The 25959-nt window shown below is 42.2% G+C and carries 20 protein-coding genes; 5 read left to right on the top strand and 15 right to left on the bottom strand.

What is annotated here, in order from left to right; all coding sequences use genetic code 11:
- Positions 1 to 23 precede the first annotated feature (23 nt).
- The 3 genes from EPX21_RS15480 (at position 24) to trxA (ending at position 6287) form a co-directional block, all read left to right on the top strand.
- Entirely contained in the window at positions 24 to 1142 is a 1119-nt protein-coding gene (locus EPX21_RS15480; protein ID WP_240768699.1) for a Gfo/Idh/MocA family protein, read from the top strand.
- A gap of 229 nt (positions 1143 to 1371) precedes the next feature.
- A complete protein-coding gene (dnaE, locus tag EPX21_RS15475) occupies positions 1372 to 5853 on the top strand; it encodes a DNA polymerase III subunit alpha (RefSeq protein ID WP_134090600.1) in 4482 nt (1493 codons plus the stop codon).
- 113 nt (positions 5854 to 5966) lie between these two features.
- Positions 5967 to 6287, top strand: coding sequence for a thioredoxin (trxA, locus tag EPX21_RS15470; RefSeq protein WP_134090599.1), 321 nt, complete (start codon positions 5967 to 5969; stop codon positions 6285 to 6287).
- A 223-nt stretch (positions 6288 to 6510) separates the two neighbouring features.
- Here trxA and EPX21_RS15465 read toward each other — a convergent pair whose 3' ends face one another.
- The 10 genes from EPX21_RS15465 to EPX21_RS15420 all read right to left on the bottom strand — a co-directional run bounded on the left by EPX21_RS15465 (position 6511) and on the right by EPX21_RS15420 (position 15333).
- On the bottom strand, positions 6511 to 7698 hold the full coding sequence (locus tag EPX21_RS15465; RefSeq protein WP_134090598.1) for an aspartate aminotransferase family protein: 1188 nt from the start codon (positions 7696 to 7698) through the stop codon (positions 6511 to 6513).
- A 149-nt stretch (positions 7699 to 7847) separates the two neighbouring features.
- Positions 7848 to 8249: a hypothetical protein gene (locus tag EPX21_RS15460; RefSeq protein ID WP_134090597.1), complete on the bottom strand. Its 402-nt coding sequence runs from the start codon at positions 8247 to 8249 to the stop codon at positions 7848 to 7850.
- A gap of 5 nt (positions 8250 to 8254) precedes the next feature.
- On the bottom strand, positions 8255 to 8950 hold the full coding sequence (locus tag EPX21_RS15455) for a hypothetical protein (RefSeq protein WP_134090596.1): 696 nt from the start codon (positions 8948 to 8950) through the stop codon (positions 8255 to 8257).
- A gap of 42 nt (positions 8951 to 8992) precedes the next feature.
- Positions 8993 to 9538 (bottom strand): RNA polymerase sigma factor, encoded by a 546-nt coding sequence (locus tag EPX21_RS15450; protein ID WP_134090595.1) that lies wholly within the window; start codon positions 9536 to 9538, stop codon positions 8993 to 8995.
- A gap of 148 nt (positions 9539 to 9686) precedes the next feature.
- Entirely contained in the window at positions 9687 to 10640 is a 954-nt protein-coding gene (locus EPX21_RS15445) for a transketolase family protein (RefSeq protein ID WP_134090594.1), read from the bottom strand.
- A gap of 39 nt (positions 10641 to 10679) precedes the next feature.
- Positions 10680 to 11525, bottom strand: a complete 846-nt coding sequence (locus tag EPX21_RS15440) for a transketolase (RefSeq protein WP_134090593.1) — start codon at positions 11523 to 11525, stop codon at positions 10680 to 10682.
- A 114-nt stretch (positions 11526 to 11639) separates the two neighbouring features.
- Positions 11640 to 12104, bottom strand: coding sequence for a thioredoxin-dependent thiol peroxidase (bcp, locus tag EPX21_RS15435; RefSeq protein ID WP_134090592.1), 465 nt, complete (start codon positions 12102 to 12104; stop codon positions 11640 to 11642).
- A 137-nt stretch (positions 12105 to 12241) separates the two neighbouring features.
- Positions 12242 to 13957, bottom strand: a complete 1716-nt coding sequence (locus tag EPX21_RS15430) for a M23 family metallopeptidase (protein ID WP_134090591.1) — start codon at positions 13955 to 13957, stop codon at positions 12242 to 12244.
- A 9-nt stretch (positions 13958 to 13966) separates the two neighbouring features.
- A complete protein-coding gene (locus EPX21_RS15425; RefSeq protein ID WP_134090590.1) occupies positions 13967 to 14578 on the bottom strand; it encodes a fumarylacetoacetate hydrolase family protein in 612 nt (203 codons plus the stop codon).
- Positions 14579 to 14820: 242 nt separating this feature from the next.
- Positions 14821 to 15333, bottom strand: coding sequence for a T9SS type A sorting domain-containing protein (locus EPX21_RS15420; RefSeq protein WP_134090589.1), 513 nt, complete (start codon positions 15331 to 15333; stop codon positions 14821 to 14823).
- Positions 15334 to 15588: 255 nt separating this feature from the next.
- Between EPX21_RS15420 and EPX21_RS15415 the strand changes: the two genes are divergently transcribed.
- On the top strand, positions 15589 to 17532 hold the full coding sequence (locus tag EPX21_RS15415) for a KUP/HAK/KT family potassium transporter (RefSeq protein ID WP_134090588.1): 1944 nt from the start codon (positions 15589 to 15591) through the stop codon (positions 17530 to 17532).
- Between the two features lie 102 nt (positions 17533 to 17634).
- Here the strand turns inward: EPX21_RS15415 and EPX21_RS15410 are convergent, their stop codons facing one another.
- Together EPX21_RS15410 and EPX21_RS15405 are read right to left on the bottom strand one after the other, a co-directional pair.
- A complete protein-coding gene (locus EPX21_RS15410; RefSeq protein WP_134090587.1) occupies positions 17635 to 19326 on the bottom strand; it encodes an amino acid permease in 1692 nt (563 codons plus the stop codon).
- 110 nt (positions 19327 to 19436) lie between these two features.
- Positions 19437 to 20123: a hypothetical protein gene (locus tag EPX21_RS15405; protein ID WP_134090586.1), complete on the bottom strand. Its 687-nt coding sequence runs from the start codon at positions 20121 to 20123 to the stop codon at positions 19437 to 19439.
- Positions 20124 to 20346: 223 nt separating this feature from the next.
- Here EPX21_RS15405 and tyrS point away from each other — a divergent pair, with 223 nt between their 5' ends.
- Positions 20347 to 21639, top strand: coding sequence for a tyrosine--tRNA ligase (tyrS, locus tag EPX21_RS15400; protein ID WP_134090585.1), 1293 nt, complete (start codon positions 20347 to 20349; stop codon positions 21637 to 21639).
- Between the two features lie 88 nt (positions 21640 to 21727).
- Here the strand turns inward: tyrS and EPX21_RS15395 are convergent, their stop codons facing one another.
- The 3 genes from EPX21_RS15395 to EPX21_RS15385 all read right to left on the bottom strand — a co-directional run bounded on the left by EPX21_RS15395 (position 21728) and on the right by EPX21_RS15385 (position 25674).
- Positions 21728 to 22714 carry an acyl transferase gene (locus EPX21_RS15395; RefSeq protein WP_134090584.1) on the bottom strand — a complete coding sequence of 329 codons (987 nt, stop codon included), beginning with the start codon at positions 22712 to 22714 and terminating at the stop codon, positions 21728 to 21730.
- Positions 22715 to 22745: 31 nt separating this feature from the next.
- Positions 22746 to 23090, bottom strand: a complete 345-nt coding sequence (locus EPX21_RS15390) for a hypothetical protein (RefSeq protein ID WP_134090583.1) — start codon at positions 23088 to 23090, stop codon at positions 22746 to 22748.
- Between the two features lie 103 nt (positions 23091 to 23193).
- Positions 23194 to 25674 (bottom strand): penicillin acylase family protein, encoded by a 2481-nt coding sequence (locus EPX21_RS15385; protein ID WP_134090582.1) that lies wholly within the window; start codon positions 25672 to 25674, stop codon positions 23194 to 23196.
- Positions 25675 to 25959 lie beyond the last annotated feature (285 nt).

Here is a 25959-nt window from a genome sequence, read left to right as displayed (position 1 = left end):
ACAATGCCTTTATATTGGAACGAATGGCTACCTTCGTATGGCAGTCTAACCATGCTAATATGATGCGTTTATTGTTTAAAGCCACTTTAGTCATTCTTCTCCTTACACAGAAAATTTCATTCGGTCAGGAAATGTTAAAAGTCGCCATCGCCGGCCTCAGTCATGATCATGTACATCTGCTGTTAAACTTATATGAGCAGAAGAAGGTGGATATTGTAGGGATCGCCGAATCAGATCCGCAGCTGGTACAGCGAATGCAAACGCGGTATCATATACCTGATCACTTGATTTTCGAGAATCTTTCCCATTTGTTGGAACGGGTAAAGCCAGCTGTAGTATTAGCATATAATCCGACAGACGAACATGTACAGGTGGCAGAATTATGCATGCCTTTGAAAATACCTGTAATGGCTGAGAAGCCTTTGGCCATTAATAAAAAGCAGGCAAAGCGTATTGCTGAATTGGCAAACGAGCATCACACGTTGTTCCTAACCAATTATGAAACCACCTGGTACAAAAGTAATCAGCATCTTAAAAGGTTAGTTGACGAAAAAGCGACGGGAACCATCACTAAAATGATGGTGAAAGACGGCCATCAGGGACCTAGGGAAATTGGATGTAGTGAGGATTTCCTCCGCTGGTTAACGGATCCGGCCAAGAATGGAGGCGGAGCCTTAATGGATTTTGGCTGTTATGGAGCTAATTTAATGACTTGGCTGAAGAAAGGTGAACGACCAAAGGCTGTCACCGCTATTACCAAACAGCTTAAACCCGATATCTATTCAAAAGTGGAGGACGATGCCACTATTGTTCTAGAGTATCAAGACGGAAGCACTGGCGTGATTCAAGCTTCTTGGTCTTGGCCATACAGTGTAAAAGATTTGCAAGTGTTCGGAGCAGAAGGCCAATGGCATGCGGTAGATGATACCACTTTGCTGAAATATCCAGCACATCAAAAACCATCCAAAATTCAGCTTCCTGATAATTACTACGAAAATCACTTGGCCTATTTACAAGCGATTTTAAATGGCAAGCTTCAATCCGACGACGATTTGTCGTCTTTAAGTAATAATCTTATTGTCGTGGAAATCTTAGAGGCTGCAAAAAAATCTGCTGCTGAAGGCAAGCGTATACTTCTATAAAAGAGAGTCATGCCTAAAAGTTACTTCTCTGTGTTCTGTTAAGGAAAAGTAATGAAGATCCGCCTTACCCAAAATGGGATGTTATGGTCTTTACGTTAAACCCTAGTCAAATGGGTTGAGTTCAAGTTACTAACATTATGTAGATACTTTTATAAAAAGACGGCTGGGCTATACGTGTAAATTTCTGTAGTTTTGTGACGTCTTATTGCTCAATCCAAAGTTATTAGCTATGTACTTGATTTTTGATACTGAAACGACAGGTTTACCGAAACGTTGGGATGCTCCTATTACCGATATTGATAATTGGCCTCGCTGTATACAGATCGCTTGGCAGTTACATGACGATATGGGGCGCTTGATTGAACATCAAGACTATCTAATCAGGCCAGCAGGTTTTAATATTCCTTATGATGCTGAGCGGATTCACGGCATTTCTACAGAATTGGCTCAAGAACAGGGGGTTGATTTAGTGGAAGCCTTGGAGAAGTTCAATGCCGCTTTGAGTAAAGCCAAGTTTATTGTCGGACAGAATATTGGATTCGACATTAATATTATGGGCTGCGAATTCCATCGTATGGGGATTGCCACAACGATGGGTGAGAAAGCGGTACTGGACACTTGTACGGAAATCACCGCGAATCTATTGCAATTGCCCGGTGGAAGAGGCGGTAAGTTTAAACTACCTAACCTGACTGAGCTTCATCATTATTTATTTGGAGTGCCATTTGCTGAGGCACATAATGCAACTGCTGACGTGGAGGCCACATCACGCTGTTTTTTAGAGCTTATTAAAAGGCGTGTTTTTACAGCCGCAGAATTAGAAGTTCAAGAGGATTACTTTGAGGTTTTCCGAACAAACAATCCGGAACCTATTGCTGCGGTCGGTTTGCAACACGTTAATCTGAAAGCCGCTTCTGATGAAATCAGAAAACGTTCAAAGGCCGAACAAGACAGCATCTCTCATAAAGATCTCGAAGCGAACCGGCAAGAGCTAAAAGAGGTTGATTACGTTCACCTACACAATCACACACAATTTTCGATTCTCCAGTCCACTATCTCGGTTTCGAATTTAGTTAAGGCGGCAGCAAAGTATAAAATGCCTGCAGTAGCTATTACCGATCATGCAAATATGATGGGAGCATTCCACTTTGTTAGCAGTGTGCTGAATCATAATAAGAGTGCTGAAGCAAAAAACAAAGAGTCAGTAGAAAAGGGAGAAGCCCCTACCGAAGTAATCATCAAGCCCATTGTAGGATGTGAATTTTTCGTATGTGACAATCATGCCGATAAAACCAGGAAAGATAATGGCTACCAAATTGTGATGTTGGCAAAGAACAAAGCTGGTTACCATAATCTGGCGAAAATGTCGTCCATAGCCTATACCGATGGTTTCTATTACGTGCCACGTATTGACCGCAAGATCATCGAAAAATATAAAGACAACATTATTGTTCTATCAGGAAATTTATACGGAGAGATACCAAATAAGTTGCTGAATATGGGGGAGAACCAGGCGGAAGAAGCACTTTTGTGGTGGAAGGAAACTTTCGGTGTCGACTTTTATATCGAGCTGATGCGCCATGGTCAAGAGGACGAAAACAGGGTCAATAGCAGCTTAATTGCCTTAGCAAGGAAACACGATGTAAAGTTGGTTGCAACGAACAATACGTATTACATTGATAAAGAAGATGCGCATTCACATGATATTCTATTGTGTGTTCGGGATGCAGAAAAGCTAGCTACGCCCAAAGGCAGGGGTAGGGGATTCCGGTACGGCTTACCCAACGAGGAGTATTATTTCAAATCCGGCGAAGAGATGAAAAAGCTTTTTACCGACATTCCCGAAGCGATTGCCAATATACAGGACATTGTAGATAAAGTGGAGGTTTACTCGCTTTATCGCAACGTGCTCTTACCCAAGTTCGACATTCCGGAAGAATTTCAAGTGGAGGAAGATAAAGTGGACGGCGGAAAGAGAGGCGAAAATAAATATCTCCGTCATCTCACCTATGTCGGTGCAGCTAAACGCTACAGTGACATTACGCCGGAAATACGAGAGCGACTCGATTTCGAGTTACAAACGATCGAGAAAACCGGCTATCCTGGTTATTTTCTTATCGTTCAAGATTTCATTGCCGCCGCGAGGGAGATCGGTGTTTCCGTAGGACCGGGTCGGGGATCGGCTGCAGGTTCTGCTGTGGCTTACTGTTTGGGAATTACCAACATAGACCCGATTGCTTACGATTTACTTTTTGAGCGTTTTCTAAATCCCGACCGTGTCTCCATGCCCGATATTGATATTGACTTTGACGATGAAGGTAGGGGTAGGGTAATGGATTATGTGATCAATAAGTACGGTGCTAATCAGGTTGCGCAAATCATTACTTATGGTACCATGGCCGCTAAGTCTTCCATACGGGATACCGCGCGGGTGCTTGATTTACCGCTATTTGAAGCAGACAAAATTGCTAAACTGGTGCCGAACCTGAAACTGAACAAGTTGTTCAATATGGATGCGCAAGCACTGAAGAGTGCCTTACGAGCCGAAGAGCTTGAAAGTGTTCGCGAGCTGATTAATTTGGCAAATGGCAATGACCTCGGCGCCGAAACGATCAGGCAGGCAAAAGCGCTGGAGGGATCGGTAAGAAATACGGGAATTCATGCCTGTGGTGTAATTATCACGCCGGATGATATCACCAATTTTGTTCCTGTGTCGACCGCAAAAGATTCCGAACTTTATGTTACGCAGTTTGATAACTCTGTAGTAGAAAGTGCCGGCCTCCTGAAAATGGACTTTCTCGGCCTAAAAACCTTGACCTTAATTAAGGACACGGTTAGTCTGGTCAAGCATACCAAGGGTATCGACTTGAATCCCGACTTTTTCCCGATTGACGACGTGAAGACTTACGAGCTGTTCCAACGGGGCGAAACAGTGGGGATCTTTCAATATGAGTCGCCCGGTATGCAAAAGTACATGAAGGAATTGAAACCGACAGTCTTTGGCGACCTGATTGCAATGAATGCCCTTTACAGGCCTGGCCCCTTGGAGTATATACCCAGTTTTATTCGGCGTAAAAATGGAGAAGAACCCATTACCTACGACTTAGACGCCTGCGAGGAATATTTGAAGGAAACTTACGGTATTACTGTTTACCAAGAGCAGGTGATGCTTCTTTCGCAAAAGCTTGCGGGCTTTACTAAAGGTGAAGCAGACGTATTGCGTAAGGCCATGGGTAAGAAGCAAAGAGATGTGCTGGACAAGATGAAGCCCAAGTTTGTTCAACAGGCGGCTGAAAAAGGGCACGACGAGAAGGTGTTAGAGAAAATCTGGAAAGATTGGGAAGCTTTTGCCAGTTACGCTTTCAATAAGTCGCACTCTACTTGTTATGCTTGGGTAGCTTATCAAACGGCCTACTTAAAGGCGCATTATCCTGCAGAATACATGGCGGCGGTACTGTCCAATAACATGAACGATATTAAGCAAATATCTTTCTTTATGGAGGAGTGTAAGCGCATGGGCTTAACGGTGTTAGGCCCGGATGTAAACGAATCTTTTTACAAGTTCACGGTAAATGATCAAGGTGCTATACGTTTTGGGATCGGTGCGGTAAAAGGTGTTGGTGCCGGTGCGGTAGATACCATTGTAAGTAATAGAGAGCAGGGCAAATACCTTTCCATATCAGATTTTGCGCGGAGAAGCAATCCGCGAACTATTAATAAAAAGGTATATGAAAGTTTGGTATACAGCGGTGCTTTCGACTGTTTTGGTTTAAATAGGGCGCAATTTTTTCACGTTCCCGAAGGTGTGACACAAAACGGTATTGAGCGACTTATAAAATATACGAACGACTATCAATATAATAAGAATAACGCTGCTATGTCTTTATTCGGCGGAACAAGTGACGCTGATATCCCGGAACCTACGTTATCCCCATGTCCGGAATGGGGCTTAATGGAGAAGCTTCGACATGAAAAAAATGTTGTGAGTATGTACATAACAGGGCATCCAATGGACGATTATCGGCTGGAATTAGAATATTTTTGTCAACACAAAGTGAGTCAGCTTCACTTGATTGATAAAATGAAGGCTGGAGCCGGAAAAGATGCTGATAATGGGCAAGACGGCGGGTTGGATCCGCTGGAAACAGGAGAGGACGATATTAAAACTGAATTTGCCAAAATAAAAAATAAAGATTTAGTGGTGGGAGGTATGGTTACCGCGGTATATCATGGCATGACTAAAACCGGCAAACCGTACGGGCGTATGACGTTCGAAGACTATAGCGATTCCTATGAGATGGCTTTGTTTGGGGAAGACTACGTTAAATTTAAGGGCTTCATGAATGAAAATTATTTTTTGCAAATCCGAGGTACCGTGAGTGAGCGTTTTAGGCAGCAGGGTAATTGGGAGTTTAAAGTCACCTCTATTCAATTACTGTCGGAGCTGCGCGATAAAATGGCTAAATCCATAAGTATTCAGGTACCCCTTCACGAATTGAACAATAAATTCGTAGATAGTTTACAGCATATCATCCAAAAGAACCAACAGGAACAGGAAGTTCGGAATTGCCAGCTCAAATTTGTGTTGTTAGATTATGAAGATAAGGTCAGTTTGGAAATGCCGGCAAAAGGTGTGAAGGTTCATCTGAGCAATGAGTTTTTACAAGACTTACGTGCTTTAACGGGCGACAGAGGTTATAAGTTAAATTAGTGTCAGATTGTCAGATGCTATGCTCTGGCAAACCTTTTGAAGGTTATATTTGTACTTAAGAATAGTAAGATATTTGATAATAAACATAGTAAGCACATAAATTAAAAAAGATAATGGCATTAGAAATCACAGATAGCAACTTCGATGAAGTTGTTTTGAAATCAGACAAACCGGTATTGGTGGATTTTTGGGCAGAATGGTGCGGACCATGCCGTATGGTTGGGCCTGTTGTTGAAGAATTGGCAAAAGAGTATGACGGGAAAGCGGTTGTAGGAAAAGTGAACGTGGATCATAATTCAGATATTTCTACGAAATACGGAATTAGAAACATTCCGGCTTTATTATTCTTTAAGAACGGAGAAATCGTAGACAAACAAATCGGTGCGGTTCCTAAGTCCGTCTTAGCTAGCAAGTTAGAAGCACAATTGGTTTAGTCGCCAGTTGTTGGATGTTAGTTATTGGTTATGTGGTAACCGATAACTAACTTTCCCCTTATCAAGTCTTTAAATAATTTTCAGGTTACCTCTTCCTATACCTTACGCCTACGCCACCGTCGCTATACCCTGCGGTTTACCCCCTATACCATATAGGCTGCGCCTCGCACCGTATGGCTTTTGGCCCTAATACCTTAGTCCCTATATTCAATACGTTACCCCTTTAACTTATTTTATCCAGTCCACGCTTAATAATAGTACAAGCACCAATAATTTCCTCCTCGGTAATGATAAGCGGCGGAGAGACACGTAACGCTGTTTCGTGGTGTAAAAACCAGTCGATCATCACGCCATTTTCTGCACAATATTTACTTACCGCTTCTACCTGCTGAAAGGAACTAAGCTGGATACACATCATCAAACCAATTCCTCTCACTTCCTTAATCAGTGGATGTTTCAAGTGTTTTTTAAAAATTTGATGTTTGATCGGAACGGTGTCCATCAGTTTTTCATCGAGAATAACGTTCAAGGATGCCAGCGCAGCAGCGCAGGAAACCGGATGCCCGCCGAAGGTGGTTATGTGCCCTAAAATTGGATTTTCCTTGATAACGTCCATGATTTCTTTTCTTGCCACAAAGGCACCTATGGGCATGCCTCCACCCAGGCCTTTTGCAGTTAGTAAAATGTCTGGGACGATACCATAATGTTCAAAGGCAAAAAGCTTACCTGTTCGTCCGAGTCCTGTTTGAATCTCGTCCAATATCAGTAAGGTGCCGGTCTCGTTACAGCGCTCGCGTACTTGGCGCATATAGCCGTTGTCGGGCACTCGAATGCCGGCCTCTCCCTGAACGGCTTCAAGTACCACGGCCGCTGTACTAGTGCTTATCTTGGCTATGTCGCGTGGCTCATTATATTCGATATATCTTATATTTGGAAGTAAGGGCGCGTATGGTGTTTGATATTTTTCATCTCCCATTAAACTTAAGGCGCCCTGCGTGCTCCCATGATACGCTTTTCTTGCGGCAATGAACTCTGTTCGTCCGGTGAACTTTTTAGCTATTTTCATTGCACCTTCCGTTGCTTCCGTCCCGGAGTTGACAAAATAGACATTATTTAGCGAAGGCGGAAGTTGCGCCAACAGTTTGCTAGCTAAAGCAACTTGTGGTGCCTGTATAAATTCTCCATAAACGGTTACATGAAGATACTTTTCTATCTGTTCCTTGATAGCGCTTATTACCTTCGGGTGCCGGTGTCCGATGTTACTAACTGCAAAACCCGAAACAAGATCCATATATTTTTGTCCTTCAGGCCCATATAAATAGAGTCCCTCCGCCTTTTCAATTTCTATTAAGCGGGGGCTGGTAGAGGTTTGCGCAGTATTTAATAAGAAAAGTTGCCGATTACTTAGCATGGGGATTCTTTAAAAAGTTTTAATGATTCGAAGGTACAGATTAAATAGGAATAAAATGGCCTAAAAGGCCTACGGATCATCTAGTGTGAGGGAATAGGGAATAAGATAGCGTTAGAAAAGCCTGAGAAAAGTTTATGGCAACAACGAGTTTATTCGTTTCTCCTAGCTTTCAGCTCCTGCAATAACTGTTCCCTAAACTCGCGTTCGGCTTCGAAAAACTTAGCTGTTCGCTGCGCATTTATTATCGGAATGAACGCATCACGGTAACGCATCTTTAGTGCTAATACCTCCGAATCGTACTCTAATTCATTTCTCTTTTTACCGGTTTTTGTTCTCCGTTGATGAATTAACATTCGCATTTCTCTTTGATATTGGTTATATAAAGGGAAAAAGCGCTCGGCATCGGCAGGACTTAAGGAAAGCTCCTTTGTGATATAAGCAATTTTCGCGGCCTCAATTTGTTTAAACTGGTGCTGTTGGTCTCTATCTTGAGCCTTTACAGTGAAGATAGAAGCAAGCAACAGCATATATGTAAAAAATAATTTATTCATTTCTTTTAGATACTGTAATCCAAGTAGGCTTCTATATCTTTTTCTGAAAAAGTTGGTTGGTTCATTTGAACAACTCCATCAAATTGAGCTTCGAGCAAAGCGGCATCCCCAGTTTCTCCGTAATATTGCAAATAACTCACAATCTCATTCTCCGGTATGTCTTTCAGTTTGCGTTCAAAGCTGTTTGATTGATATTGAAAAAAGCCATAAACGCCTAAACCGATCGTTATGCAGGCTGCAGCGGCGTAGCGCATCCATAAGGACATATACCGCTTCTTTTTTCTTGGAAACGAAATTTCTCTCGTATTTTCTTCAAGGTTTAGAGGATCTACCGCCGCCTTGATTTTTTCGCTCAATACGTCAAAGTATTGAGGAGGGGCAACAAAGCCGGATGTAGGCACTTCTTTCCTTAGTTCGATGATGAAAGGTTTCTCTTTTACTTCCTCTTGCGAAACAAATTCGTCGTTTTGATAGCTTTCATTTTCTATCCTCGCAAAAATACGGTCACTAAGCGATTCAAAATACTGCTTCGGTACCTCGAAACTAGCTTCTGCATCGGACATGATGGCAACACGGCGCTTAATCTTAGCTTCCAAGGTGTTGAAATAATCCGAAGGCACAATAAATGGCGTATCCTTTGGATTGAGCGGTAACCCTTTTATACCGGCTAAATCATCTTGATAATTACGTTTATTGTCCATAGTGCTCATAGTAACTCTTAGATGTAGACCACAAGAAAAGGTTTAATCGTGATCATTAAAAAATTGCTCAATTTTTTTTACAGCTAAATGGTAGGACGCTTTTAGTGCGCCAACACTCGTGCCAAGAATATCCGATATTTCATCATACTTAAGATCGTCAAAATATTTCATGTTAAAAACAAGTCGTTGTTTCTCTGGTAAAGTCAATAACGCTTGTTGTAATTTCAGCTGGGCCTGATTTCCATTAAAGTAACTACCTGTGGTAAGGGTATCAGACAGGTAAGAAGCAGAATCATCATCTAAGGATATATTTTGACGCTGCTTTTTTTTGTTGAGAAAAGTGATGCATTCGTTCGTGGCAATGCGATAAAGCCAAGTATAGAGCTGAGCATCTGCTCTAAAGTTCGCTAAATTTTTCCAAACCTTTACAAAAACGTCTTGCACGAGATCATCAGCATCGTCATGATCTACCACCAACCTTCGGACATGCCAATAAATCCGTTGTTGGTATTTTTTTAGCAACAAGTTAAAAGCCTCGTTTCGAGTTCTTTCGTTAGAAAATTTTTCAATTATTATTGAATCTTCCATTAGAGGGTTTGATGATTGGTAACAGGCTATCCAAAAGTCGTTTTTTCTGCGTCACCTCGAACCGTGATGAGAGGGCGTTGAGCCCTTGGCTCTACGGTCGAGACGACGGCAGGGTGAAACTCTTGAACACCCTCGTTACCTACACCATTTATTTTCTTTTGATAACCTTTTGTGCTGCGCTTACTATACTGGCTGCGTTAAGTCCGTATTTTTCCATTAACTGTGCCGGTGTACCGCTTTCTCCAAAACTGTCATTAACCGCTACATATTCCTGCGGGGCCGGATTGTTTTTTACCAGCACTTGCGCTACGCTATCTCCTAAACCGCCTAGTCTGTTATGCTCTTCTGCCGTAACCACGCAACCTGTTTTAGCTACAGACTTTAGAATAGCCTCTTCATCCAAAGGTTTAATGGTATGGATATTTATAATTTCAGCGTCTATACCTAAGGTCGCTAACTGTTCGCCTGCTTGTATTGCTTCCCATACCAAATGACCCGTCGCAATGATTGTAACGTCCGACCCTTCATTGACCATCCATGCTTTACCGATTTCAAATTTTTGGTTTGGATCCGTAAAAATAGGTACAACGGGACGTCCAAAGCGTAGATAAACAGGACCATCATGCTCGGCAATTGCAATGGTTGCGGCTTTTGTTTGATTATAGTCGCAAGGGTTGATCACCGTCATGCCGGGCAGCATTTTCATTAGTCCAATATCTTCGAGGATCTGATGTGTAGCGCCATCTTCGCCTAAGGTTAATCCAGCGTGTGAGGCACAAATTTTGACATTCTTTCCGGAGTAGGCTATCGACTGGCGGATTTGATCGTATACCCTTCCTGTAGAGAAATTGGCGAAAGTTCCGGTATAAGGGATTTTGCCACCGATCGTTAAGCCGGCAGCAATACCCATCATATTTGCTTCGGCAATCCCAATCTGAAAGAATCGCTCTGGGAAATCTTTAATAAAAGCATCCATTTTCAGTGAGCCGACTAAGTCGGCACAGAGGGCAACCACATCGCTGTTTTTTTGTCCTACCTCATGTAGGCCAGCGCCAAAGCCTGAACGCGTGTCTTTTTTATCTGTATATGTATATTTTTTCATTTCTTATTATTGAGAGGTGAATGGCCCATTATATGGGAATTAATAATCTCCTAAGGTTTCTTCCAATTGCACAAGTGCAGCAGCGAGTTGCTCATCGTTGGGAGCAACGCCATGCCATTTGTGTGAGCCCATCATAAAATCCACACCGTAGCCCATTTCGGTATGCATGAGTATCATTACGGGTTTGCCTTTTCCTGTACGGCTCTTAGCTTCGGCAAGTGTTTCAGTTAATTGAGCCATATCGTTTCCCTTTGCTTCCAAAACATCCCATCCAAATGCCTCCCATTTAGCTTTTAAGTTTCCTAGCGAGAGAACACGTTCAGTCGGGCCGTCAATTTGTTGACCATTTAAATCGATGGTAGCAATAAGATTATCCACTTTATTGTGAGGCGCATACATAGCTGCTTCCCACACCTGTCCTTCTTGCAATTCACCGTCGCCCATTAAAACATAGACTAGTTTATCGTCGTTGTTTAGCTTTTTTGCACGGGAGGCGCCAATCGCTACCGAAAGTCCTTGTCCGAGAGAGCCTGAAGCTACACGGATCCCCGGTAGATGTTCGTGTGTGGTTGGATGGCCTTGCAAGCGGGAATCGATTTTCCGGAATGTTGCCAACTCGCTCTTATCAAAATATCCGGCTCGAGCCAATGTGCTATAAAACACAGGGGATATGTGGCCATTTGATAAGAAGAAAATATCTTCCCCGATGCCATCCAAATTGAATTTGGGATTGTGCTCCATTTGATGGAAGTAAAGAGCTACAAAAAAATCTGCACATCCCAACGATCCACCTGGGTGGCCCGATTGGCAACCATGTACCATACGTACGATATCCCGACGTACCTGTTTTGCTATGTTTTCAAGCTTTGCTATGTCTGCACTCATTATGAATTTGTGTTAAACGATATTTAAGATGCTAAGATAAATATTTTTAGTTATTTGCTGGCTGTAAGCGGCAGCTTTAGGCCATAGGCCATCAGTAATTTGCTTATTAAATTGTTAGCTATTAACCAGCTCACGAATCTGCTGCGAAGCATTTTTATTGTCGACCTTCTTTACAATGTGTTTGATAATGCCGTTTTCATCAATTACAAAGGTGGTTCTTGCTGTTCCCATATACTTTTTTCCATACATGTTTTTTTCTACCCAAACGCCATAGTCTTCAACTATCTTTTTATCCTCATCGGCCAGTAAATTGAACGGGAGTTCAAATTTATCGATAAACTTTTGATGAGACTGTTCGCTGTCAATGCTAACGCCCAGTACTTCATAGCCTTCCTGAAGGAGCGATTGGTAATTGTCTCTGAAATTGCAGGCTTCTGTCGTACACCCTGGCGTGTTATCCTTTGGGTAAAAGTATAAAATCACTTTCTTGCCTAAATAATCTTTTAACTCTACGGTTTCGCCGTTTTGGTTTTTGGCTTTAATAGCAGGCGCTTTATCGCCTTTTTTTAGTTCTTTCATTTCATTTGTATATTAGTATGAAGTATAAAGACATAGTATCAATAGACTTAAAACCTTAGTTCTATGTCTTAAACCTGTATGTGTCGAGATAGGCTTTAAATCTATGTCCTGTGTCTTAGGTCTTAATATCCTATATCTCATTTAATAAAATCCGCTTCAAACACTTTTTCATTGTCTTTCCAATCTTTAACGCTTAACCGAAACCGATGTCTTCCCTTTGTAAGATCGCTGTCAAAAGTATGCCATAGAGAAGCAGTCTTTGCATTGTATTCCATAAGCACCCATTGATCGTCAATATAGCCGTCGAACGATTTAATTCCCGACAGGTTATCCGAAATCTTAAAGTTGATTCTTTTGTAAGCGCTCAAATTTTTGTTTGAGGAGAGGTTAAGCGACCGGATCACAGGTGCAATCGTATCCACGGTAATATAAAAGCTGCCAAAAACCCTTCCTGTCGTTTTAACAAAACCGTCTTCGTAAACACCTCCCTGTGAATCGCCCTGCGTGTTGACAATCAGCGCTTTTGATTGTAAATGGCTGGGCAGATCACGTGCTTTAATGGCCAGCTTATAGCCCTGATGAACGGGAACCATTCGGTTATGCACATGCTGCAGGGTAGAATATGCACCTTTTGGGCGCGGTCCTTGATCATATTTGAAGTATAGATCGCTATATAGACAACCTTTTGGGATGCTGATCTTTACATCATCACTTTCAAATTGGTTATCTTGTCCATAATAGAAGAAAGTGGTTCCATCGCGATTTTTCTTAGTCAATAGGTATTGCGGATCGTTTCGAACTTCAAAGGACAGTGTGCTGACATTGCCCATTACATCTTTTACTTTGTAAAGCAGCTTATGGTTTTGTTGATCGTTGATGTTAATAATGCCTCTATTGAGGAGTCGATGGTAAATTTCCAGTTTATTGCCCTGTTCAACAAAGCTCTTTTGTATTCGTCTTCTATGCAGGATATAAGAAGCATAGTCGATATGCGAATTAATCGCTCTGCTGTTATCAAAAGAAAAGCTCTCCCAAGCAGCTGTATAGATATTTTTTCCGTCTAGAAAAAGCTCGATGGAATATACGCCGTTTCTATTAGCTGATGCAGAATTGAGGTCGGAAGCAACAATTCCGAAAGCGGTTGGCCCGTTGATGACGATTGTTTTTGCAGGCGTAATTTTGTAATCACCGTTTGCGCCAGAAACTTGGTAGTGCTCCCGCTCGGTGTTTTCATCGTATGTGTCATTTCCCAATCGGTAAACAGTTAATCCGCTGATAGTAGGAGGTACGCGGTCGGGAATCGTCAAGCCAAAAAGTTGAGCATTGATAGCATCTTCGGTTTTCGTATCTCTCAGTTCGAAATGCAGGTGAGGACCTGCCGACCCGCCGGTATTTCCGGAGAATGCGATGACCTCGCCTTTTTTTACAGGGATTAAATCAGCAGGCAAGGCGAAATCTATATCGAAGCGCTTCTCTAAAAAATGTCTTTCTTTTACCGTAGCGGCGATTTTTGGATTAAAACGCTGGAGATGCATGTAGACGCTTGTATATCCGTTCGGGTGTGCTATATAAAGAGCGTTTCCGCCGCCGCCTATCTGCACACGTGCTCTAGCGATATATCCATCAGCCACCGCGTAAACCGGGTAACCCTCTTTTTGATTGGTTCTATAATCAGTGCCCGAATGAAAATGATTGGCTCTTAATTCGCCAAAACTTCCTGCTGCTTGCGGCGCCAAATCAAGTGGCGGGCGAAAATAGTTTTGTGGATATTGCTTTTGTTGAATGCGCGACTCCTGAGCAGTTGCTGAAGAAGTCAGATAAAGAAATATAGTTAAATAATAAAAAAACTTCATTGGCGGTAATTACTTTATATTAAAATCAAGCAACTTTTGATCCTCGATATAGCCTTCGAGGTGATCGCCTATAGATACAGGACCGACGCCTGCAGGGGTGCCTGTAAAAATCAAATCCCCCTTCCGGAGCGTAATGTACATGCTTACGAAGGAAATAATACTTTCAAAAGAAAAAATCAGATTGTTCGTATTGCCCCTCTGGACTTCCTCACCGCTTTTTTTTAAGGAAAAGTTAATGTTATAAATATCTGGAAATTCGCTTTTAGAGATCAATTTACTAACAGGCGCTGAATGGTCAAAGGCTTTTGCGAGCTCCCAAGGCAAGCCTTTTTCTTTATGTTCGGCTTGCAGGTCGCGCGCCGTGAAGTCAATCCCAAGTCCGATAGCGTCATAATAGGTGTCGGCAAATTTACGTTGAACATGTTTTCCTTCTTTGCAAATTCTTATGACAACTTCAACTTCGTGATGAACCTCTTTCGAAAAATCCGGAAGATAGAAGTCCCGATTGTCTTTCAGTATCGCTGTGTCTGGTTTCAAAAAGATGACTGGCTTTTCAGGTACCGGATTATTGAGCTCTTGAGCGTGAGCTACGTAGTTTCTACCAATGGCAATAATTTTCATTCGACTAAATTTGTTTTAAGTTATATGAAGTTGCAAGAGCTTGCGCATCTATTCCTTGTTTTTTGATGCCCCTTGTCGGTTCGCGCTTCATTTGTCATTTACCGTAGTATCTCAAATATAGTTTCAAACCTACTATAAAAAAACTATGCAATGAATTTTTTGGCATTTAATTTAAATAAAAAAAACCACCCGTTTTTAGTGTACGGATGGTTTGAATCAGAAAAGTAATAACAGTTTTATGTCTAAAGCACTTCAATACGTTTAACGATGGTTTCTGTACCGGCAACCACGCGGATAAAGTAAAATCCCTGATTGAGTTTGCTGCCTAAATTAAAAGTGTTGCTCTGCTCGCCTGCAGTAAGCCGTTGCGAAAGCAAGGTGGTTACTTCATTCCCCAGTGCGTCCATCACTTTAATAGAAACGTTGCTGTCTTTATTTAACTTGAAGGACAAATTCAATTGATCAGAAATCTGATTGGGGAAAACCTTTACATTACTCAGCAGTTTTTCATTGTCGGTACCAGCAACTTTTTGCATACCTGTTACGGGAGAGAAGGGTTTGAAACCGAATTGCAGATCATTCGTTTTATAATCTTTATGGTCTGAAATACGGCTCTTCTGCGAAGGCGTTTGTTGCTTACTCGCTGCAGAGTCCATCTCTAAGGTGTATTTCGCCGCGTATGCATCAATTTTTGCTAGCGTAAAAACTACACTTAAAATCGTGAAAAATATGCTATAAAAGTATTTATATGCCATATGTACTGCTTTATTTCTTATTACAAAAACATGGATACTGGACCGTCATAAAAAGGTTGTGTCTACCAGTTAGTTCGACTACAAAAGTATAATAAATATATTTTAATTTTTAGAACAAAGTGAAAAAAAAGAAGTTTTTAACAATTTTTAACAACCTTTTTCGTTTGCGTGTTTTTAGTTGCACGATACCGGGGTATACTTTCAATTAGCAATATAATACCTACATTTGCTCCGTAAATAAGAAAACTTCAATCAGTGGAAAAATCAAGAGATTTACACAAATTAAGCGCGGCGGGCTTATTAGTTAGTTTGGGAGTTATTTATGGAGATATCGGTACCTCTCCTTTATATGTTTTTAAGGCTATTATTGGCGACGACATTATCACGTCGGAGTTGATCTATGGCGGATTATCTTGTATTTTTTGGACATTGACGTTACAAACCACTATAAAGTACGTTATTATAACATTAAAGGCAGATAATAAGGGAGAAGGTGGGATCCTGTCTTTGTTTTCGTTGGTTAAAAGGCGGGCCAGATGGTTGATTTTCCCTGCTATGGTAGGAGCAGCTGCGATGCTGGCAGATGGTATGATTACACCGCCTATCACCGTGTCTTCCGCCATAGAGGGACTAAAGATCTATAATCAAGCGCTCCCTACGGTACCCATTGTCGTCGGAATAATTTCTCTATTATTTATCATTCAGCGCTTCGGAACGTCCGTTGTCGGAAAGGTCTTTGGTCCGCTTATGTTTGTATGGTTTACAATGATGGGCGTGCTAGGCCTGAGGTATTTGGTAGACGCGCCAGAGATTATCGCCGCAATTAATCCCTATTATGCGATTAAACTCTTAATAAACCATCCCAGTGCTTGGATGATATTGGGAGCCGTGTTTTTATGTACGACAGGAGCAGAGGCGCTTTATTCGGATTTAGGACACTGCGGCAGGTCCAATGTAAGGGTTGGTTGGATTTATGTGAAGACTTGTCTATTAATGAACTATTTTGGGCAAGGGGTCTGGTTAGCTCAACATCAAGGTGCCTATTTAAATGATCAAAATCCCTTTTATTTGCTTATGCCGGAATGGTTTCTCACTATCGGTATCGCCATCGCAACGATTGCTGCGGTGATTGCTTCGCAAGCCATGATATCCGGTTCATTCACCTTAATCGCCGAAGCGGTTCGTTTGAACATCTGGCCAAAAGTAAAAATAAATTATCCAAGTAATCAAAAAGGCCAACTCTATGTGCCGTCGGTCAATTTGCTTTTATGGTTAGGCTGTATGGTGGTAATCCTCATTTTTAAAGAGTCGCGCAACATGGAGGCGGCATACGGACTCGCAATTAATACAACCTTTCTTGCTACGACAATTTTAATGGTGGCTTACCTTTTTAAAAAGCACACTCCTCGATATTTGATAGGTCTGTTCTTAATCGTTTACTTAGCTATTGAACTGTCGTTTCTTGTGGCGAATGGCGCTAAAATAGCTCATGGAGGTTGGTTGACCCTATTGCTGGCCAGCGTATTGTTTGCGGTTATGTTATGTTGGTGGTGGGCTAGAAAAATAAAGAACAATTTTGTGCGCTATGTCGATATTGAGGACTATTATCCAATATTAAGCGAATTGACAGAAGACGAAACGGTTCCGCGCTACGCTTCGCAGCTCGTGTATCTAACCAGTGCTAATTTCAGATCTGAGATTGAGTCGAAGATCGTATATTCAATCCTTCAGAAAAAACCAAAACGCGCCGATGTCTATTGGCTCGTACATGTGGACGTCACTGACGAGCCATATACGAATGAATACAAGGTGGATCATCTTATAAAAGGAAAGTTGATACGGATCGATTTTCGTTTAGGCTTTAGGGTGGAACAGCGTATCAGTTTACTATTTCGTAAAGTTGTCGAGGAACTAGTGAAAAATCAGGAGGTGGAAATTACAAGCCGGTATCGTACATTGAGAAAGTACAATATGGTGGGCGATTTCCGATTTGTAGTGCTCGAAAAAGTGGTGTCACGATCAAATAACCTCGGCTTTATGGAGCGGATCATTATGGAAGGCTATAACTTATTGCGGAACTTTAGTTTATCGGAAGAACGCGGTTTTGGATTGGACTCGAGCTTTGTAACGATTGAGCGGGTGCCACTCGTTATTTCTGGCACAAAAGAAATTAATATTAAGCGCAGTTATTGGAAATAAGGTTTTATCCTTCTGAAGACACAAATGACCCCTGGCTAGCATAAGCAGCCGAGCCCGTGTGTATCATCCGAACTGACGCCGATAAGCAATGATTCGTAATGGTTATTCCTTAGCGGTGTTTAATTTCGACCTCTTATAGCCATAGATGAAATAGATGATCAAGCCAAACACCAGCCAGGCCGCGAAAATGATCCAGTTACTGGCTCCCAGTTCCGTCATCAAATAAAGATTTACTAAAATACCTGCTACCGGAAGCGTTGAAAATTCGTGTTTATAGCTAAAAAAAGCAAGGACTGCCCATGTCAGCCAGAAAATAATGGTGAGCGATTTATGTTCAATGATATCCGTATAGGAAAGCGCGCGCCACTCCGCTATGACGGTTTTCCCATAAAACGCAATACCTAAAATCGTTAATAAAAGGGCAAATCCAACGATATATTTGCCGTTTATATAAGGGACACGGAACTTGGACTTTTCAGATATTCCTTGGTGATCTAAATACAGAACACCGCCACATACCAATATAAAAGCGAAGAAGGTGCCGACGCTGGTTAAGTCGACAAAAAAATCCATTCTAAAAAACAAAGCGGGGACGGTTACTACGATACCTGCAATAATGGTGGCAAAGCCGGGCGTCTTGTACTTTGGGTGAATGCTGGCAAATCTTTTCCAGAGTAAACCATCTCTGCTCATGGTCATCCAAATACGGGGTTGACCGAGTTGGAAAACCAATAAGGCACTGGTAATTGCGATAACGGAACTAACTGAAATGACACCAGCCATAAAGTTCAATCCGGTTGATTGAAAAACAAAGGCCAAAGGGTCGTTTACATTTAACTCTTTATAGTTTACCATACCGGTTAACACGAGCGTTATTAAGACATATAAGACGGTACAGATCAAGAGACAATAAATCATTGCCCTGGGCAGGTCGCGTTGTGGATTCTTACACTCTTCGGCAGTGGTTGAAATGGAATCGAAGCCGATGAAAGCGAAAAACACAGCCGCTACGCCGCTTAAGATGCCTTGCATGCCATTCGGAGCAAACGGTGTCCAGTTTTCAGGCTTAACATAGAATGCACCTCCAATAATGACAAAAAGCACGACACCTACTTTGAGAATCACCATAATATTGCTCGCTGTTCTGGACTCTTTGATGCCGATATAGACCAACCAAGTAACTAAAACGGTAATAAGCCCGGCCGGAAGATTGCATATGAGTGGTACATCACCTAAATGGGGGGCCTGCTGATAAGCGGCAGCCGCAATTCGCTCAGATGAGCTGAGCGCTTCAATACCAACTTGCTGTGACTTCTGAAAGGCGTCATAAGCCCCTTCTGAAGAGGTAGTCAGCCATGCGGGGAGGTTAATGCCAAATCCTTTCAGCATACTGACGAAATATTCCGACCAAGAAATGGCCACAACCATGTTTGAGACCGCATATTCCAAGATAAGGGCCCATCCAATTATCCAAGCAAATATTTCACCAAAGGCAACGTAGGCATACGTATATGCGCTTCCGGACACCGGAACCGTGCTGGCGAACTGCGCATAAGAAAGGGCGGTAAATACACAGGCAATTGCCGTGAAAACAAATAGCAGTGACACAGCCGGGCCTCCGTTGTAGCTTGCTAAACCGATTGTACTGAAGATGCCGGCCCCAACAATAGCTGCGATGCCTAATGAAACTAAATCTTTTACGCCTAAGACTTTTGCTAGTCCCCCGCTTCCTTGATGATCAGTGTCTCTTTGGATTTGCTCAACGGTTTTTTTGCGGAAGAGTTTATGAGCCATACATGTTTGGATGTTAAATAGCAATTAGAATTATGGCCCAAACATATAAAAAAAAAATTATTCCATCGATATAAGGCCCAAATAAAGCAGAGTTTCTGCTAACCTACGTGCTAGTTGTAATATCTACGCAAATAATCGGCTACTTCGTTAAAGATCGACTTATAATTATGCGCTAAATCTTCCTCATATCTGTTTAATGCATCCGTTAACTGCAGCTTTTTGTCATCGCTTAAGCCTTGGGGCCACATCTTTTTGCAAACTTGGTCTAATGCATAGGTTACTTTCGCCATTTCACGATACGTGCCTAGATATCGATCACTGATAAAGGCTTTGAAGAAAGTAAGGAAGGAAGTCGGTTCGGCTATGCCAGCCGATGTTAGGAAAGTAGACAGACTTTGTCCATCCACCTCTCGGAGCTGTTCGTAAAAATCGTTTTCATGCAGCCAGTTATCTTTTAATAACAAACGATCGAGGAGGAGTTCTAAGGCAATATGAGAAAGGAAGGAAGCGCGAACAGGCGTGTTGACGACTACGGGCGATAAATAAGCTTTCAGCTGCTGGGTTTTTTCAAGGAAAAATACGTTGTTATGAAAAAACCGATCTGTGGCCAAGTGTCGACACCAACCTTTTAATATTTGTGAAGTATGCGGTTCGTCAATAAATAATGCGACGTTTTTCTCGGGAAAAATACGGATATCCCTATCCATATTCCTTAAAAGATCAGGCAGTACAGATCCGATAGCGCGATAGGGATCGTTTACTTTTCTTTCAAAATAAAAATGAGATAGGAAGTTCATATTGCCTCGTTTAAAATGCTCGCCTTTTTCTAATTCCGCCGTTACGCAATCGACTTGTGAATATACGATTTTTATGTCGGTTTGCAATAACTAATATGGATGGAAATAGGCGGACATCGTGCTTTGGATTAAATAGAGAAAAAGTTACGCTGATAAAAAAATAATGGTAAGTTTGCACATTTTCATTGGAAAAATAGAGATTTAAATAAATAGATAAAAAGACATGAATTTCGTTGACGAGCTGCGGTGGAGAGGCATGCTACAGGATATTATGCCCGGAACAGAGGAACAATTAAAAAAAGGCACCACTTCTGGTTATATTGGCTTCGATCCAACAGGTGATTCCTTACACGTTGGCCATTTAACACAGATCATGACGCTCATTCATTTCCAACGGGCAGGCCATAAGCCAATCGCCTTAGTTGGCGGAGCGACCGGGATGATCGGTGACCCATCGTTTAAATCGGCCGAACGCAATCTGTTGGATGAAGATACGCTACGCTACAACGTTTCATGTTTAGAAAAGCAGCTGAGGAGATTTTTGGATTTTGATAATCAAGACGGAAAGGGAAACGGCGCCATAATGGTCAATAATTACGATTGGTTTAAAGATTTTAAGTTTTTGGATTTTATTCGGGATGTTGGGAAGTTGATCACGGTCAACTATATGATGGCAAAGGACTCTGTAAAAAAGAGACTGGAAGGAGAGAACGGCCTATCTTTTACTGAATTTTCATATCAACTTATACAAGGCTACGATTTTTATTATCTCTGGAAGCATAAAGGTTGCATGATCCAGATGGGAGGGTCAGATCAGTGGGGCAATATCGTAACCGGCGCCGAGTTTATCAGAAGGCAGGATGGCGGAACAGCTTTTGGCTTAACCACACAACTTATCAAGAAAACCGACGGCACAAAATTCGGAAAAACGGAGAGCGGTGCGGTGTGGCTTGATCCGAAGAAAACGTCTCCTTATAAATATTATCAATTTTGGCTCAACGCAAGTGACGATGACGCGAAGAATTGGATTAGGATTTTCACACTAAAGGATAAGGAAGAAATTGACTCGATTATCGCCGAACACGAAACTGCGCCTCATTTAAGAGTCGTTCAGAAGGCATTAGCTCAAGATATAACGATAAGAACCCATTCTGAGTCTGCTTATCAGATGGCTATTAAAACGTCTGAATTCCTTTTCGGAACGGGTTCCCTGGAATTTTTAAACGGAATGGACGATGCCGATGTATTGGATGTTTTCGATGGCCTACAGCAATTTGTTATCAGAAAAGATGAATTAACCGATACGATTAATGTGGTGGATCTTCTCTCAACTCACGCTTCTGTATTTTCTTCGAAGGGTGAAGCGCGTAAAATGATACAAGGAGGGGGCGTGTCCATCAATCGAGAAAAAGTGGGGACGGTCGAACAACAAGTGGGCCCTTCTGACTTGGTAAACGACAAATACATTATTGTACAAAAGGGCAAGAAGAATTATTTTTTATTGATTGCGCAATAGCGTCGGCAGTTGCCGTTCTCGGTTACTCTCATCAGTTATTGGTTGTTAGTCTTGCAGCCAATAACTGATAACTGGAATTAAAAAAGAGCTATTGCACCAGCAGGTTGCAGCCTCGGATATCGCTTTGATCAAAGCGACCTAATATCTCAAACTGATTATCGCTTAACACCTTTCCCAAGTCCTGAGTTGCGATAAAAGAACAACTATTGAGATTCGCTAAATCGATTACATTTACACCGCCTGTTAAGCCCTGGGGTAAAATACTGAGCGGGTCATTTACATCTCTGATATATATTTTCATCCACGGCGGACAAGCAAAAAGGCCATTTCCGTAGGAGTAGGCTTGCGATAATAGTTCGGTCATGCCGTATTCAGAATGAATGGCATCGACGCCAAAACCTCTACAAAGGAGATCATGTAATTCGTTCCGGATCATTTCCTTCCGTTTCCCTTTCATGCCTCCCGTTTCCATAACAATCAGATTTTTAAAGGAAATCGGATAGGTTTCGATAAAGTCGAGCAGCGCATAGGTGACGCCAATCAGTATGGTGGGAGTGCCAGCCTGCCGAAGCTGGTGCAGTCGTTCATAAAGAGCCTCATGGTCGTAAAGAAAGTAACCGCTATATTCCTGGTTCGCATACTTAATTAGATCGTCCACCATATAAATCAGCGAGGACCCTTCCCTTTCTAAATAAGAAGGAAGAAGAGCCAGTAAAGCCGTATTCTCTATCTCGCCATAGAACAGCTTAAAGGCTTTTCTAAAGCTCTCTTCATATAGACTTAAGTCGCTAACAAAATGCCTGCTTTGTTGCATGCCCGTTGTTCCGGAGCTCGAAAAGACAACTTCGCTTGTTCTCCCTTCGAGTATCACTTCTTTCGTTTTAAAAAACTCGATAGGAAGAAAGGGAATTTCTTCTGTATGGGTAATGCTGTCGGGCTTGCAGTTCAGGTATTGCAAGTAAGCCTTATAAACAGGATTCTCCGATGCTTGCTTCTTAAAGACCTGTAAAGCTAGCTGCTCAAACTGTGCCGATGAGCTTATTTCAAAAATTGCGCTTTTGTCGATGTCCAACATATCTAATAGGTAACAAAGATAAGCGAAAATATTAAAATGCTTTTTTTAAATATTGGGCTGATAAGCCGGCGAAACCTGCAACAATACCGCCCGGCATTCCACTTATCAGTGCCATCCATATCCAATTAAAGGAGCTTGCCGGAAGTCCAAATAGCGTAGTTATGCGGTTTGCTAATAGGTGACCGTTTAGATAGCTCAAATACAGACTGTACAAGGTCCAAACGCAGTAAATTGCAAGGAAGCAAATGACGAAGGCCTTCCACGGTTGTTTATCAAAAAGATAAGATATGATAACCGAAGTCGGTATAATTGTCCACCAAGGGAGAAAGAGTTGAACTGCAAAGACGGTAACGCAAAGTACGATAAACATTTTCATTAGCATAGTTTTAAGAGGCAATGGTGCCTATATGGATTCACTCACTAGTGCCACCATTTTTACGATAGCTTGGAGATGTTTGTATATAGCGGTAGACATACTATTAGTTAAGAAGCGTGATTTTGCTTACAATCCTATCGTTTGCATCACCTTCTTCATCGGTAAGAAACAGGAGCTCTTTAAGCCCTCCTTGAATCCAATCTTTTAGTTGATTGTCGTAGTATCTGCTGCCCGGATTCCCCGATGAGCCTCCGGGTAAGATACCGTAAGCTTTTGGCCTTTCACCTAGCGCTACTATCATTCTCCAAGAAGGACCACTTTTCTCCCTAATTGCATTAACTGTTCGCCCCGCGCCGTTAACCGGAAATTTAGCAGATCCCAGCCCATCTATATTCGCAAGATGAAGGACTTGACGTTTATTTACCGTTCCCCATTCCCAGTTCTTTCCGAAGGTACCGTGTTTTTCTTTCAGTTCCTGGATTGCTTCGCGGAGCGCTTTGGTTAGCAATGTGGCCCGTGCATCGATATCGTCCGACTTTTGGGCGCCATACCACACCGAATTTGGTTCATCGAGCAGCAATGCAACTGTACGATCTCGATTGGGGTACCGCATTTTTGCTGTCTTTTTATCAAACCATTTGCCCCATAGCTCACTTTCAATCTTTTGATACCATCGTTCAAAAATCGTGGCAGCGATAGATTTTGCTTCGTAGCAATGGTTCCAATCGCCGAGTAAAGTAAGTACTTCTCTGTCTGCGCCAGTTAAACTGACGGCGCTTTGTATCGCGGAAATTAGCGTGTCTAGGATTTCGTCGGCCAATACACTTCTGTTATCGAGTTGGAGCAATCGGAGTGAATCTACTGTTGCGTGTTCCAGTTTGGTCAGTCGTTCATTTATTCGGTGTCCACGATCATAGGGAGCAAACTCCCAGTTCAGATAATAAGGATAGCTTTCGTCAACGGGTGATTGATTCGCTGAACTGACAAAACCGCGGGGAGGATTTTTAACGCTTGGATTCTGTTCTGCAGGAATTCGATCCGACCAGTCGTTTTCGCTGTATTTCCCGTCTAATATAAACTTACCATGCTCCGGCGACTTTAATGGGAAATAGCCGTTTGGCGTAATGGCTATATTGTTTTGGTTGTCGGCGAAAACAAAATTTTGAGCGGGAGCAGTGAAAAACAACAACGCTTTTCGGTAGTCATCGTAATTTTTCGCCCTATTGAGCTCGTAGAAAGTGCGTAAATCGTTGGACGGCAAATGGGCGACCCATTTTAGAGCAGCGCCCCTAGGAATCTTGCTCGTTAAGTTATTTTCGTTGTCCAACGGTTCCGCGTCTACACTTATCGGGCCATGGTGCGTATAGTATACCGTATCAAAGACCGCCGTCCCAGACCTAACATTGATTTTCTCTATTTTCTTAACCGTTTTTTTCCATTGGTCGTCAACCAAATAGAAATCTCTTTTCTCGTCCTTAAAGGTAATTTGATACCAATCCAATACATCGGAGCCGACATTGGTAACGCCCCAAGCAATGCGCTCGTTGAAGCCAATAATAACACAAGGGGCGCCAGGAATGGAGACGCCACAGCTGTTAGTGTGGGGGGGTTGAAGTTGTATTTGGTACCAGATGCTAGGAAGTGTAAGACTTAGATGTGGGTCATTTGCCAGCATTGGGTAGCCAGTACTACTTCTGGCTGAAGATATCGCCCAATTATTGCTTCCCAATCCTTCTTCCTTGTCTCCCGTCAGCAATGTGTTCTGGTCAATTAAGCTCATCGAGGAGGAAGACACTTTTTGTTGTCTTGTGTCTAACTGATCTGCTGTCGCCTTTGCTCCTGTGACCGGGGTAAACGACCAAGGTGTGCCCCGGGGAATAACCGGATCTTCCCTAACTGGATAGTTCGGGAATAGATTGTCGGCGACTTCCTTTCCGTGGGTCTTAAGAACATTGGTCATATATAACTCATCGGTACTACCGGCGAGTGTTGCAGACATCAATTTTAGTAATAGCGCTGAATTGATTGGCTGCCAAGGTTCCGGTGCATAATCCATCAATTTAAATTCTAGGGGATAGTCGGCTGGCGATAGGCTGGCGATATAGGCGTTTACACCATCGGCGTAGGCTTCTAGAATAAGTCTGCTAATGGGGTCTTTCATGCTTTCCGCTAACATGTTCTTTGCTCCGAACATCATGCCCATTCTTCTTTGATAGCGATCGAGGGGAATTGCCTTGGCGCCTACGACTTCTGCAAGTCTACCACTAGCATATCGAGTTTGAAAATCCATTTGCCAAAGCCGGTCTTTCGCTGTGATATAACCCTGCGCAAAATATAAATCGTAATCGTCTTCCGCAGTGATATGGGGGATATGTTGGTCATCATAAAAGACTTCAACGCTGTTCTTTATTTTTTTTACCGTAAACGATTGATGCTCCTTGGAAGTAAGGGATTCCGCATTTTTCCAAAAGCCCGTAAAGGGGTTTAAAAACTTTCCAAGAGGGGGGACGTCCCCGATTTTTTGATTTAAAATAAGAGCTAAACCGATAGACAGGAAAATGGCTAAAAGTGCTTTCAATCGCATAAGTATACAGGATATAATGAACGGTTGTGATAGGCTACGACATAAAAGTAATTAAAAAGCGCCAATTTTTGCAACACTTTTGAAAGAAAAGCGTCGGCCTTAGCAACTGTTGGGGAATACAAAATTAACAAGTGTATAATGACGACTATAATAAGGGACGGCCCCTTATAATGTCCCTATAATCTTTTTATCACCTATAGGATGCACGTTCATATAAGCACGTTATATGTGCTTGAGAGAAGACTTATAAAGAGGCGTTTCAGCCTCCGCTTGCCGAAGGGATAA

The organism is Olivibacter sp. XZL3 (genome assembly GCF_004368405.1).
Lineage (GTDB): Bacteria > Bacteroidota > Bacteroidia > Sphingobacteriales > Sphingobacteriaceae > Olivibacter.
This window is presented reverse-complemented; position numbering and strand designations above follow the sequence as displayed.